General features: G+C 67.2%; 11 protein-coding genes. 4 read left to right on the forward strand and 7 right to left on the reverse strand.

Features of this window, described 5'->3' with window-relative positions; all coding sequences use genetic code 11:
• Positions 1-15 precede the first annotated feature (15 nt).
• Entirely contained in the window at positions 16-543 is a 528-nt protein-coding gene (locus QT382_RS12900) for a phosphatidylglycerophosphatase A family protein (protein WP_289254432.1), read from the reverse strand.
• Positions 536-1,513, reverse strand: coding sequence for a thiamine-phosphate kinase (thiL, locus tag QT382_RS12905; protein WP_289254433.1), 978 nt, complete (start codon positions 1,511-1,513; stop codon positions 536-538). The genes QT382_RS12900 and thiL overlap by 8 nt, the downstream gene beginning before the upstream one ends.
• 85 nt (positions 1,514-1,598) lie before the next feature.
• Between thiL and QT382_RS12910 the strand changes: the two genes are divergently transcribed.
• The 3 genes from QT382_RS12910 to QT382_RS12920 all read left to right on the forward strand — a co-directional run bounded on the left by QT382_RS12910 (position 1,599) and on the right by QT382_RS12920 (position 4,960).
• Positions 1,599-3,893, forward strand: coding sequence for an NADP-dependent malic enzyme (locus QT382_RS12910; RefSeq protein ID WP_289254434.1), 2,295 nt, complete (start codon positions 1,599-1,601; stop codon positions 3,891-3,893).
• 279 nt (positions 3,894-4,172) lie between these two features.
• Complete coding sequence (locus QT382_RS12915; RefSeq protein ID WP_289254728.1) at positions 4,173-4,511, forward strand: guanyl-specific ribonuclease; 339 nt, start codon at positions 4,173-4,175, stop codon at positions 4,509-4,511.
• Positions 4,512-4,564: 53 nt separating this feature from the next.
• Positions 4,565-4,960 (forward strand): barstar family protein, encoded by a 396-nt coding sequence (locus QT382_RS12920; RefSeq protein ID WP_289254435.1) that lies wholly within the window; start codon positions 4,565-4,567, stop codon positions 4,958-4,960.
• Positions 4,961-5,183: 223 nt separating this feature from the next.
• Here QT382_RS12920 and rsmA read toward each other — a convergent pair whose 3' ends face one another.
• The 3 genes from rsmA to QT382_RS12935 are packed head-to-tail and all read right to left on the reverse strand — an operon-like array spanning position 5,184 to position 9,644.
• Positions 5,184-5,951: a 16S rRNA (adenine(1518)-N(6)/adenine(1519)-N(6))-dimethyltransferase RsmA gene (rsmA, locus tag QT382_RS12925; protein WP_289254436.1), complete on the reverse strand. Its 768-nt coding sequence runs from the start codon at positions 5,949-5,951 to the stop codon at positions 5,184-5,186.
• 11 nt (positions 5,952-5,962) lie between these two features.
• The gene (locus tag QT382_RS12930) at positions 5,963-7,279 is read right to left on the reverse strand and encodes a peptidylprolyl isomerase (protein ID WP_289254437.1); all 1,317 of its coding nucleotides are present in this window, start codon (positions 7,277-7,279) and stop codon (positions 5,963-5,965) included.
• On the reverse strand, positions 7,272-9,644 hold the full coding sequence (locus QT382_RS12935) for an LPS-assembly protein LptD (protein WP_289254438.1): 2,373 nt from the start codon (positions 9,642-9,644) through the stop codon (positions 7,272-7,274). Before QT382_RS12935 ends, QT382_RS12930 begins: the two co-directional genes overlap by 8 nt.
• A 165-nt stretch (positions 9,645-9,809) precedes the next feature.
• On the opposite strand from QT382_RS12935, the gene QT382_RS12940 reads away from it, so the two are divergent.
• Entirely contained in the window at positions 9,810-10,865 is a 1,056-nt protein-coding gene (locus QT382_RS12940) for an aminoglycoside phosphotransferase family protein (protein ID WP_289254439.1), read from the forward strand.
• On the opposite strand, the gene QT382_RS12945 is transcribed toward QT382_RS12940, so the two are convergent.
• On the reverse strand, positions 10,852-11,826 hold the full coding sequence (locus QT382_RS12945) for a LysR family transcriptional regulator (RefSeq protein ID WP_289254440.1): 975 nt from the start codon (positions 11,824-11,826) through the stop codon (positions 10,852-10,854). The two genes, QT382_RS12940 and QT382_RS12945, sit on opposite strands and share 14 nt — an antisense overlap.
• Before the next feature lie 7 nt (positions 11,827-11,833).
• The gene (locus QT382_RS12950) at positions 11,834-13,309 is read right to left on the reverse strand and encodes a M20 family metallopeptidase (RefSeq protein ID WP_289254441.1); all 1,476 of its coding nucleotides are present in this window, start codon (positions 13,307-13,309) and stop codon (positions 11,834-11,836) included.
• Positions 13,310-13,350: the final 41 nt, after the last annotated feature.

Here is a 13,350-nt window from a genome sequence, read left to right on the forward strand (position 1 = left end):
GGGCAGTTCTCCGTTTCAGACCACCGCGCGCCACAGCGCGATGACGACAAGGGTACATCCGGCGGCCACGAAATCGTCAAACAATATGCCGAAGCCCTGGGCCCAGCCCACAGTCTCGCCAGGCCGGCCCTTGAACATCGAATCGGCCCAGCGCACCGGCCCAGGCTTGGCGGCGTCGAAGAACCGGAACAAGCCGAAGGCGACGGCCTGGCCCAGCAGGCCGACCGGCATCACCAGCCAAAGCACCAGCCAGAAGGCCAGCACCTCGTCCCAGACGATGGCGCCGGGGTCAGGTATTGCGAGGTTGCGGGCAGTCACCGTGCAGGCCCACCATCCGACCAGCGTACCCAGGCCAATCGCCAGGCCCCATTGCGACGCTGTCAGCCAACGGTCCAACACAACGAAGGCCAGCCAGGCCCACAGAGTGCCGGCCGTGCCGGGCGCCTTGGGCGAAAGTCCGCTGCCAAAGCCCAGGGCGATCCAGTGCGCCGGATGGCGCAGCATGAAGCCGGCGGTGGCGCGGCGCGGGGCTTGGTCAGCCATGGACAGTCTTGAAGTGATCGAAGGATTCGTAGTCGGCGCTCAGCCCCTGTCCAGCGCCATCCAGCAACCGCAGGCCGGGTTCGGTCTCGATCCGGCCTATGCGGGTCACGCGAGTTCCGCTGTCAATGGCAGCCGCCGCGATGGCGGCGCGGCGCTCGGGCGCGGCGGTGAAAAGCAGCTCGTAGTCGTCGCCACCGGCCAAGCTGCAAAGCCTCTGCAGCGGCACCGGCTGGGCCGCCAGCACGGCGCTGCGTGGAAGTTCGTCGGCCATCAAAGTAGCTCCGACACCGGATCGGCGAAGCACGTGAGCCAGATCGCCCAGCAGGCCGTCCGAGATGTCGATCGCGCTGCTGGCAATGCCACGCAGCGCCTGACCCAGCGCCACGCGCGGCTGGGGCAGCTCCATGGCGCGACGGACCCGCTCGAAGTGATCGCCGGCCAGGCTCACCGTGCCGCGGAAGGCTTCGAGCGCCAAGCGTGCATCGCCCACCGTACCGCTGACGTAAAGCTCATCGCCGGGCCTGGCCCCGCTGCGCAGCAGGGCCGTGCCAATGGGCGCCTCGCCGAAAACGGTGATGCAGAGATTGAGCGGGCCGGCCGTGGTGTCGCCACCGACCAGCGGAATCCGGTGTTCATCGGCCAAGGAGAACAGGCCGGCGGCAAAGCGTTCCAGCCAGCTCGCATCGGCCCGCGGCAAGGCAATGGCAAGGGTAAAGCCGCGCGGTGTAGCGCCGCAGGCCGCCAGGTCGCTGAGGTTCACCGCCAACGCCTTGTGGGCGAGCCGCTCGGGCGCTACCGTGGACAGGAAATGCCGACCTTCGACCAGCATGTCCGAGGAAATCAGCCACTGCTGACCCGGTGTCGGCACCAGCGCCGCACAGTCGTCGCCTATGCCCAGGGCCACGCCGGGCTGCGGCTCGGGGCCGCGCTGGAAGAAGCGTTGGATCAGGTCGAATTCACCAAGGGACATGGCGGCATTCTCGCAGTCGGGACCGTGTCAGCCGCGCTCCTACAATCACTGCCCGATTCCGTCCGGCCCTGTCGCCCAAGTGCCCATGTCCACGTCCGAAGAAAAACGCGCCGAACTCCGCAAAGCCGCACTGGAGTACCACGAGTTTCCGACCCCGGGCAAGGTGGCGATTGCCGCGACCAAGCAGCTCGTCAACCAGCGCGACCTGGCCCTGGCCTACTCGCCCGGCGTGGCCGCGGCCTGCGAAGAAATCGTGGCCGACCCGGCCAATGCCTTCCGCTACACCTCGCGCGGCAACCTGGTCGCCGTGGTCACCAACGGCACGGCCGTGCTGGGCCTGGGCGACATAGGCCCGCTGGCTTCCAAGCCAGTGATGGAAGGCAAGGGCGTGCTGTTCAAGAAGTTCGCCGGCATCGACGTGTTCGACCTGGAGATCCAGGAGAAGGACCTCGACAAGCTGGTCGACGTGATCGCCGCGCTGGAGCCGACCTTCGGCGGCATCAACCTCGAGGACATCAAGGCGCCGGACTGCTTCTACGTCGAGCGCAAGCTGCGCGAGCGCATGAAGATCCCGGTCTTCCACGACGACCAGCATGGCACGGCCATCGTCGTCGGCGCAGCCTTCCTGAACGGCCTCAAGGTGCTGGGCAAGGACATCAAGAGCATCAAGCTGGTGACCTCGGGCGCCGGCGCCGCCGCCCTGGCCTGCCTGCAGCTGCTCATCAAGCTGGGTCTGCCGCGCGAGAACATCTGGGTGACCGACCTGGCCGGCGTGGTCTACGAAGGTCGGGTCGAGCTGATGGACCCGGACAAGGCCCAGTTCGCGCAGAAGACCGAGCAACGCACGCTGCGTGAAGTGATCAATGGCGCCGACGTGTTCCTGGGCCTGTCGGCCGGCGGCGTGCTCAAGGCCGACATGGTGGCGACGATGGCGGCCAAGCCGTTGATCTTCGCCCTGGCCAACCCGACGCCGGAAATCCTGCCCGAAGAAGTCAAGGCGGTGCGCGACGACGCCGTCATGGCCACCGGCCGCACCGACTATCCGAACCAGGTCAACAACGTCCTGTGCTTTCCCTACATCTTCCGCGGCGCGCTGGATTCGGGTGCCACGACGATCACCGATGAGATGGAGATCGCTGCGGTCCATGCCATCGCCGAGCTGGCCCAGGCCGAGCAGAGCGAGGTCGTCGCCGCCGCCTATGCCGGCGCGACGCTGAGCTTCGGACCCGAGTACCTGATCCCCAAGCCCTTCGACCCGCGGCTGATGATGAAGATCGCGCCGGCCGTGGCTCAGGCGGCGGTCGATTCCGGCGTGGCCCTGCGGCCGGTCGCCGACATGGACGCCTACCGCGAGAAGCTGCAGAGCTTCGTCTATGCCTCGGGCACGACGATGAAGCCCATCTTCAACCTGGCCAAGCGTGCGACCAAGAACCGCGTCGCCTACGCCGAGGGCGAAGAGGAGCGGGTGCTCCGTGCGGTGCAGGTCGTGGTGGACGAAGGCCTGGCCCGCCCGACCCTGATCGGCCGTCCCGAGGTGATCGCCCAGCGCTGCGAGAACTTCGGCCTGCGCCTGCAGCAGGGGCGCGACTACGACACGGTCAACGTCGAGCAGGACCACCGCTACCGCGACTACTGGCAGACCTACCACCGGCTGACCGAGCGCAAGGGCGTGACCCAGCAACTGGCCAAGATCGAGATGCGCCGTCGCCTGACCTTGATCGGCGCCATGTTGCTGCACAAGGGCGAGGTCGACGGCATGCTCTGCGGCACTTGGTCCAACACGGCCATGCACCTGCAGTACATCGACCAGGTCATAGGCAAGCGGCCGGGCGTCAAGAACTTCGCCTGCATGAACGGCCTGATCCTTCCGGGTCGCCAGGTCTTCCTGGTCGACACCCACGTCAACTACGACCCGACGGCCGAGCAACTGGCCGAGATCACGGTGATGGCAGCCGAAGAGCTGATGCGTTTCGGCATCCGGCCCAAGGCGGCCCTGCTCTCGCACAGCAATTTCGGCTCCAGCAACTGCCCCTCGGCGGTCAAGATGCGCGACGCGCTGGGCCTGATCCAGCAGGCCGCCCCCTGGCTGGAGGTCGACGGCGAGATGCATGGCGACACGGCGCTGGATGCCGCCTACCGCCAGCAGCTGATGCCGCGTTCGACGCTGTCCGGCGAAGCCAACCTGCTGGTGCTGCCCAATATCGACGCCGCAAACATCTCCTACAACCTGCTCAAGACCGCTGCCGGCGGAGGCATCGCCATCGGCCCGGTGCTGCTTGGCGCGGCCAAGCCGGTGCATGTCTTGACGCCTTCGGCCACCGTCCGACGCATCGTCAACATGACGGCCTTGACCGTGGCGGATGCCAATGCTGCGCGCTGAGCGCCCGGACGGAAGCCCTTTTTACAAAAGTTTGTAAGAGCTCACCCGATATTTTTCAGCTCGCCAATTTCAAATTTGGCGTGGCATAGCAGCGCGGTGTGCGCACACTAACTCGACCCGGATTCCAGACCGGGCCGAGGGCTGCGGCTTGAGCTTTTCGGGCTCCTTCGGTACCATGTCGCCTTTCAGGAACAGGGTAAACCCGTGTCTTTGCTTGATCGGTCACCGGTGTGGCCATCTTGGCGCCGTTTGGGTCTGGCAGCCGTTTTCGCGGCAGGACTGACCACAGGCGCCCAGGTGCCCGCCAAGGAATCGGTCACCGAGACAGCCACGGTTTCCTTGTCGGCATTGCCGCCGCAGGCTCAATCCACGCACGCCAAGATCCTTGCCGGGGGACCCTTCCCCTACGACAAGGACGGCATCGTGTTTGGCAATCGCGAGCGGCGCCTGCCGGTCAAGGCCCGGGGTTACTACCGCGAATACACCGTCAAGACGCCCGGCGAACGCAGCCGCGGCCCCCGGCGGTTGGTTTGCGGTGGCACGCCGGCCACCCAACCTGAGGTTTGCTTTTACACCGACGACCACTATGCGAGCTTCCGGCGCGTCACCACGCCCTGAAGCCAGCGAGCCGGCGGTTCGAAAGATTGTGACTATCTAGGAGGAACGCGACCATGCTTTTGCAGACCGTCCGTCCCAATATCGTGCAGGCCATCAGGGCCTACCGGGTAGAGGACTTGATGCAGGCCGCACAGGATGCCGGACAGCATTTCCTGTATGCCAACCTGACTGAGGCCCAGTCCAAGCAGGACGTGCTTGAGGGGATTGCCCAGGCCTTCCTGTTTCCGGCGCATTTCGGCAAGAACCTGGACGCTTTGTACGACTGCATGACCGACCTGGTCCACAAGTCCGGCAGCCAGCCGGGCTTCGTGGTGGTGCTGGAGCAGTTGCCCGACAACATCCGCTTCGACCGCGAGGCGCGCGAGCAGTTGCTCGACGTGTTCCGGGAGGCGGCCGATTACTGGGCCGATCGCAAGATCCAGTTCCGGTGCTTCTATTCTTTTCAGTAGCCCGCTCCCAAGAAAACGGGTCATGGGAGCGGGCTGCTGAGGTGGCCCCGGTTATTGAGAAGCCTGCTGCAAAGAATGCCAGCAAGGCAGCAGCCAACGCAAACTTCGGCATGAACATGCCGATGATGTGCAGTGCCTTCGATACCTCGATGTGGCTGAGCGCCGCCTGAGGCGCGCAGACAGGCACGATGAAAGAGAGGCCCCTCGGGGCCTCTTTTCTTTTTCAGGCGCCGGCCAGTTCCTTGGCCAGCGCGACGAATTCCTCGACCGGCACTTCCTCGGCCCGGCGCTGCAGGTCGAAATGCCCGCCGTAATGCCGCTGGCTCAGCCAGACACCCAGGCTGTGGCGCAGCAGCTTGCGGCGCTGCGAGAAGGCGGCAGCCACGAGCTCGCCCAGCAACTCGGGATTGATCGCCGGCGGTTCGGCAAACGGCCGCATGCGAACGATGGCCGAATCGACCCGCGGCGGCGGATCGAAGCTCTCCGGCGGCACATCCAGGATGGACTCGACCTCGTAGCGCCACTGAAGCATCACCGACAGCCGCCCGTAGTCCTTGCAGCCCGGGCCGGCCGCCATGCGGTCGACCACTTCCTTCTGCAGCATGAAGTTCTGGTCCACCACGTGATCCACGAAGCCCAGCAGATGGAACAGGATGGGCGTGGAGATGTTGTAAGGCAGATTGCCGACCACCCGCAGCTTCTGTCCCTTTGCCTGGGCCAGCTCGGCGAAGTCGACCTTCAGCACGTCGGACTCGATGACCTCGATGCCTTCGCGCTTGCGCAGCCGCGCCGCCAGGTCGCGGTCCAGTTCGACCACGGTGAACGGCTTGATCCGTTCAAGCAGCGGCAGCGTCATCGCGCCCAGGCCCGGGCCGATCTCGACCAGGGCCTCGCCGGGCTGCGGGTCGATGGCATCGACGATGGCGTCGATGATGGCCTTGTCGGTCAGGAAATGCTGGCCGAAGCGCTTGCGAGCGATGTGTTGGGCCATCGATCAGGCGTTCAGAGTGCCCACTCGCGCATTTCGACGAAGGCCTTGGCCCGCAGTTCCTTGACCCACTCCTGGTAGGCCTCGTCGTACTTGCGTTCACGCAGGGCACCACGGGCCTGCTCGCGCATCTGCTTGAGCTCCAGCTCGACCACCTTGCGCTCCAGCACCTGGATCAGGTGCACGCCGAAGCGCGAGGGCACAGGGGCCGAGATACCCTTCAGCGGCAGGGCGTTCATGGCCTCTTCAAACTCAGGCACAAACACTCCCGGTGCGACCCAGCCCAGGTCACCGCCCTGCTCCGCACTGCCGTCCTCGGAGTTCTGGCGCGCGATGTCCTCGAACTTGGCGCTGCCGCTCTCGATCTGCCGCTTGTATTCGGCCAGGCGCTGGGCCGCCACCTCGTTGGTGAGCTGGGCCGAAGGGCGCAGCAGCACATGGCGGGCGCGGGTCTGGGTGACCTGGTTCGCCGCCGTAGGAGCCTGGCGTTCGATCATCTTCAGCACATGGAAGCCCGAGGGCGAGCGCAGCACCGTGGGGCGCAGCTCGCCGGTCTTCAGGCCCTTGACCGCTTCGACCAGCAGGTCCGGCAGGCGCTCCGCCTGGCGCAGGCCGATCTCGCCACCCTTGTCACGGAAGCTGTCTTCCGACAGCTCGCGCGCCACCTTGCCAAAGTCCTCGCCGGCCTTGAGGCGGGCCAAGGCGGCCTCAGCCTTGGCCTTGCGCTCAGCCACCACCTGGTCGGAGGCGCCTTCCGGCACGCTGATCAGCACCTGGCCGATATTCAGCTGCGGGTTGCTGTTGGCCTTCTCTTGCTGCTCCTCGAGGTACCTGTCCACGTCGGAGTCGCTGATCTTGATTCGCTTCTGCACCTCGGCCTCGCGCACCCGCTCCATAAGCATCTGGTCGCGCAGCTGCTCGCGGAAACGGCGGTAGTCCATGCCGTCGGCCTTGAGCCGCTCGCGCAGTTGCTCCATGCTCATCTTGTTCTGCACCGCCACATTGGCGACGACGCGGTCCAGCTCGGGCTCGTCCACCTTGGCGCCGGCCTCGCGGGCATTGGTGACCAGCACCCGCTCCAGGATCAGCGCTTCCATGGCCTGCTTGCGGATCTCCTCCGGGTCCGGGATGTCGCCCTTGCGGCGCGCCTCCTCGCGGATCTGCTGGATGCGGGCCAGCACTTCACTGGCGGCAACCACGTCGTTGTTGACCACGGCGGCAATCTGGTCGCCGGGGCGGATGCTGCCCTGGGCCAAGGCCGGCGCGCTGCCGAGTGCGGCGCAGAGGGCGGCCGCCAGGGCCAGGGAACGAACGACGGGACGATCAGTCATAGGAGGCATCAGAGCTGGCCGAGCGGTCTGAGCTCAGCGGACGGTAACCGGGGATATTGTCTCTCAGGACCTTGAGGGCATTGGAGCCAAGCCGGGACAGGCCCACCAGCTCCAGTTGCAACAGCAATCGGGTATTGGTTTCGGCCCGGCCGGTGGACAGCCGTTCGGCGCCGACGCGCAAGATCCAGCAGCCGGCGTCGTACTCGAAGCCGACCACCGAATCGGTGAAGCGCTTGTCCTTCAGGCTGTACTGGACTCGGCCGGCGCTGTACCAGGCACCGCTGCAGCTGCCGCTGCCATTGGACGAGGCACTGCTGCGTCGCGGACCATCGTCGGGCTTGGCGCCGAACAGCGGCCATTGCCAGCCCAGCTCGACCTGCTCGCTCTGGCCCGCCGCCAGCCGGTAGGCCGCGCTGACCGTGCGATAGGGCCCCGGCGAGTAGCGCGCCGACATCACGGTACGCACGGCCTTGCTGCTGTCCGGGTTGTACTGGACGGCCGCGTCCATCCACCACTGAGAGTTCAGATGGGCCGAGCCCAGCAGCAGCAGGTCCGACAGGCGCTGGGTCTGTGGTTGGCCGTCGGGCGTGATGCGCTGGTCGCGGAACAGGTAGCGCTGCACCAGGCCCAGGCGCAGCAGCTCGCCGCCCTGCGAGGCGTTGACCCAGCGGCTGATCGCGCCGAAGGTCAGCTGGTGGTTGTCCGAAACCCGGTCGATGCCCGAAAACTGGTTGTCGGTGTAGATCGAGTCGAAATTGAAGTCCTTGGGCGCCGAATCGAAATTGGGCAGAGCGAGCTGGGCCCGGTACGGCGTGTTCACGTACAGCAGGCGCGGCTCCAGCGTTTGCAAGGTGCCGCGGCCGAACAGCTCGGTCTGGCGCTCGAACACCCAGCCCTGGTCCACACTGAAGCTGGGCACGCTGCGCGACATGCTGCGGCGGCCGTCCAGCAAGGGGGCGTCGAGCGAGTAGGCCGCGGCATTGAGCGACAGTTTCGGGATCAGCCACCAGCCGGCACCGCCCAGCGGCACGCTGACATGGCCCAGCGCATGGGCACGCTGGCCGGTCGGCAGGTCCTTGATCTGGCTGAGCAGGGCTTCTCGCGGCAGCTCGAAGCGGTTGTATTCCAGCTCCAGCGAGCCCTCCAGCCGGGCCCGGCGGCCCCAGGGGCGGAAGCCGGCCATCACCGCGTCGTCGGCCTCGCTGGTCAGGCGCAGGCCCACCTGGGGCAGGCGCTGGTAGGGCGTCTCGTAGCGGCTCAGCGGATCGGCGCCCTGCAGGGCCTGCCAGCTCTGCACCCGGGCATAGGCCTGGGCCTCGCCCCAGTCGCGCTGCACGGTGCGGCCGAAGCGCAGGTCGGTGGCCAGCAGCCGCGGCGTCTGGCTGTGCAGGCGCTTGGGCAGGTCCTTCCAGTATTCGTCGTCCGAGACCCGCTCGGAGCGGATCTGGTAGCGCCAGTCGCGGCCGACCTCGCCCTGCTGGGCCAGGTCCAGCGCCCAGCGCGCCCGGTTGGCCACGCGGTCGCTGGGCAGCCAGGCCAGGTTGAGCACACCGTTGTGCTGCGGCTCCAGGTAGCGGAACTCGCTGTCCACGCCGGCGCCGCGGCGCGTCATCACGAACGGCGTGAAGGTGGCGTCGTGCTGGGGCGCGATGTTCCAGTAGTAGGGCAGGCCCAGCTCGAAGCCGCTGCGGTTGTCCAGGCCGATATTGGGTGGCAGCCAGCCCGACTTGCGCGCCGAGCCCAGCGCAAAGCTGATGGTCGGCGCCGCCAGGATGGGCACGCCGTAAAAGCGCAGCACGGCACCACTGGCGATGCCTTCGTTGGCTTCAAAGTCCATGCGCAGCCGCGTGGTGCGCAATTCCCAGGCCGGCTCCTGGCCGTCCTCGCCGGCCGGGCAGGAGCTGTAGGTGCCGCCCTCGGCCAGCACCTTCTGCTCGCCGAGGAAGCGCAGCCGGGCGGCCTTGCCGCCGCCGCCGGTCAGCGAGAAGAAATAGCTGGGGTCGAGGAACTCGCCCTCGAAGCGCTGGACGAACAGCTGCAGCTCGCTGCCGCGGAACACATTGCCGGCACGGCTGACCTCCACATGGCCGGTGGCACGGGCCTCGTCGCGCGGCTCCAGATAGCTGAGCTTGTCGGCCTTGAGCAGCAGCTCGCCATAGCGCAATTCAGCATCGCCCTCGGCCGTGGCCTCCTGGTCCAGGCGGCTCTCCAGTTTGCGCGCGCCCAGCACCACGGCCGGTCGCGTGGTCGGCGTGCTCGACCCCGGCGGTGTCAGCACTTTGCTGCGGCGCAGGGTCAGCGGTTCTTCCTGCTTGCGGGCCTCCTGGGCCTGAGCCAGGCCGGTGATCGCCAGGACCAGGGGCACGAGCCGCGCGATTCGACAGGGAACAGGGGAGCGCGGCACGGTGACTGGGGGTCTTGCTAGGGAGGCGAGGAGGGGGCGGTTTGTAGAATCGATTATCCATGAGGGGCGGCCGCCGACCGGGCGCGCCAGACCAGCCCCGAATCCTGTCTCCAGCCCCCCTTCCCGATGAGCCTGCCCCTCTGGCCCGATGCGGCCCGCGAACAAGAATTCCATGCCTGGCTGCAGTCCCTGCCGGCCAGTCTGCAGCTGCGGGCCGACAGCGTGGCCCTGGCCACCGAGGACGCCAGCACGCGCCGCTATCTGCGGCTGCGCGATGAAGCCGGCCAGTCCTACATCGTGATGGACGCGCCGACGCCGCCCAACGACGTGCGGCCCTTCCTGGCGGTTGGCGCCATGATGTCCGGCTGCGGCCTGCATGTGCCGGCCATCCATGCGGCCGACAAGGAGCGCGGTTTCCTGCTGCTCGAAGACCTGGGCGAGACCACCTACCTGAAGGCCTTGCAGCAGGCCACGATGCCCGAGGCCGAACGCCTGATGCGGGCAGCCACCACCACCCTGGTGCACTGGCAGACCCGGGGCGATGCCACCCAGCTGCCAGCCTTCGACGAAGCCTTCGTGCGCCGCGAGCTGCAGATCTTCACCGACTGGTGCGTGCAGCGCCATCACGGCAGGCAGTGGAACGAGCAGCAGCAGGCCTGGTGGGAGCAGATCTGCGCTCTGCTGGCCCGCAACATTGCCGAGCAGCCGGTCGTGCCCATGCATCGCGACTACATGCCGCGCAACCTGATGCTGCTGGCCGACGGCACACCCGGCGTATTGGACTTCCAGGACGCCGTGGCCGGCCCCATCGGCTACGACATCGCCTCGCTGCTGCGCGACGCCTTCCTGTCCTGGGACGAGGAGCAGGAGCTGGACTGGGCGATCCGCTACTGGGAGCTGGCCCGCAAGGCCGGCCTGTTCGGCGAGGCGCACTGGGCCGACGACTTCGGCGAGTTCTGGCGCCGGCTGGAATGGACCGGCCTGCAGCGCCACCTGAAGATCCTGGGCATCTACTGCCGCCTGCACTACCGCGACGGCAAGAGCGCCTACATCGCCGACCTGCCGCGCTTCTACGCCTACTGCATCAAGGTGGCCATGCGCTATGTCGAGCTGGCGCCGCTGAAGCGGCTGCTGGAAGACCTGCGCCCGGAGCTGACCCAGACCGGCTTCAATCTGCGCTGAATGAGCTGACCAAGGGCTCGCGATCGAAGGCGGTTTCGCAGCCGGCGGCCGCCAGCCAGGGGTCGCGGTCCTCGCCGCCGAAGATCTCGAGCAGGAATTCGAGGAAGGCCCGGGTCCGGGCCGGCAGGTACTTGCGAGTGGGCATCGCGGCCCACAGGGTGAGGCTGTACAGCTGCCATTCGGGCAGCACCCGCTCCAGCGCCTTTTCCAGCAAGGCGTCCTCGATCATGAAGCTGGGCAGGCCGGCGATGCCCAGGCCGTGCAGCGCTGCGGCGTAGTTGGTGTCGATGTGGCTGGCGCGCAGCAGCGGCTTGCTGGAAGGTTCCAGCGTCACCGTTTCGGTACCGCGACGCATCGTCACCCCGTGGTTGAAGCTGACCGTCTGGGGCAGGAGCGCATTGTGCTCGGCCAGATCCTGCGGCTTCTGAGGGCGGCTGCGCCGGTCCAGGTATTCGGGCGCGGCACACATGATCACCTCGCTGCGCGCCAACCGTCGCGCCACGAAATCGCCGCTCAGAGGGTTGCGCGTGATCAGGATGCTGATGTCGAAACTCTCGTCGGCCGTCTCGACCGGTCCGATCGAATGCAGCTCGATCGTGACGAGGGGGAAGCGCTCATTGAAGCGCGGCAGGTGCTTGGCCAGTTGATGCACCGCCAGGGCAGGCGGCAGCAAGACCCGCAGATGGCCCCGCGGCTCCGCCGTGGCCGACACGACCAGGGCCTCGGCCTCGTCCAGTTCGGCCAGGATGCGCCGCGCCCGTTCCAGGTAGCTCTCACCAATGTCGGTCAACGCCAGGCGGCGCGTCGTTCGGTTGAGCAGGCGCGAGCCCAGGTGCTCCTCGAGCTCGGCCACCAGGCGCGTGACCACGGCCGGAGCCAGGTCCAGCGCCCGCGCCGCGCCGGCGAAGCTGCCCTCGTCGATGACGCGGACGAAAACCCGGATCGCCCGCAGCTGGTCCATCGAGCGCTTACGGGTGAGCGGCCATGACCTGCGCGACGGCCGCGGTCAGGCGCTTGCCATAGGGCACATGCAGGAACTCGTTCGGGCCATGGGCATTGCTCTTGGGACCCAGCACGCCGCAGACCATCATCTGCGCCGACGGGAAACCCTTCTGCAGCATGCTCATCAAAGGGATGGTGCCGCCCTGGCCAATGAAACCCACCGGCCGGCCGAAATGCTGCTGGCTGGCGTCTTCCAGCGCGGTCTCCAGCCAGGACGAGAGCTCGGGCGTGTTCCAGCCGGTGGCACCGAAGGCACCGGCGCGGCCGTCCGGCACGAAAGTGACCTTGGCGTTGTAGGGCGCGTTGTCTTCCAGCAGCTTCTTCAGCTCCAGCGCGGCGGCGTTGCCGTCTATGACCGGCGGCAGGCGCAGCGACAGCTTGAAGGCCGTGAAGGGCCGCAGCACATTGCCGGCGTTCTTCAGCTCGGGGAAGCCTTCCACGCCGGTGACCGACAGCGTCGGCCGCCAGGTGCGGTTCAGCAGGGCTTCGACCGGGTCCGTGGTCATGGGCAGGACCGGGCCGCCGTCGGCGCCGCAGGCCCAGGGCATGCGCTTGTAGACCTCTTCCTTCAGGATGGCGGCCGTGGCCTGGGCCTGGGCGATCCGGTTGCCCGGGATCTCGCAATGGAAGCTCTCCGGCAGCAGGCGGCCGGTCTTGCTGTCTTCCAGGCGGTCCAGCACCTGGCGCAGGATGCGGAAGCTCGACGGCACCAGGCCCGAGGCATCGCCCGAGTGGATGCCCTCGGTCAGCACCTCGACCTTGAGCACGCCCGAAACCATGCCGCGCAGCGAGGTGGTGAGCCACAGCTGCTCGTAGTCGCCAGCGCCCGAATCCAGGCACACGACCAGCGAAACATTACCCAGGCGGGCCTTGAGCACGTCGATGTAGGCCGGCAGGTCGTAGGAGCCGCTTTCCTCGCAGGTCTCGATGATGCCGACGCAGCGCGGGCGCGGAATGCCCTGCTTGTCCAGGGCCATGATGGCCGTCAGCGAGGCGTAGACCGCGTAGCCGTCGTCGGCGCCGCCACGGCCGTAGAGCTTGCCGTCCTCGTACTTGGGGGTCCAGGGGCCCAGGTCGGCGCGCCAGCCATTGAACTCGGGCTGCTTGTCCAGGTGGCCGTACAGCACGATGGTGTCGTCGCAATCCGCCTTGGTGGCCGGCACCTCGAAGAAGATCACCGGCGTGCGGCCTTCGAGACGGATGACTTCCAGCTTCAGGCCCGCGACCTTCTTGCTCTCGACCCAGCCGGCAGCGTCGCGCAGCACCTTTTCGATATGACCATTCTTGGCCCAGTCGGCGTCGAACATCGGGCTCTTGGCCGGGATGGCGATGTACTGGGTCAGGGCGGGGACGATTTCCTCGTCCCAGACGCGGGCGGCAAATTCGCCCAGGGCGCTGGCTTCGTCGGCTTGCAGGGGTAGCTGCGGGTCGCGTGCGTTCATCTCGGTCTCCGGGTTTCGGCGCTTGGTAAGCGCAGGCCGGA

The sequence above is a fragment of the Pelomonas sp. SE-A7 genome (genome assembly GCF_030345705.1).
In the GTDB taxonomy this organism is placed as follows: domain Bacteria; phylum Pseudomonadota; class Gammaproteobacteria; order Burkholderiales; family Burkholderiaceae_C; genus JAUASW01.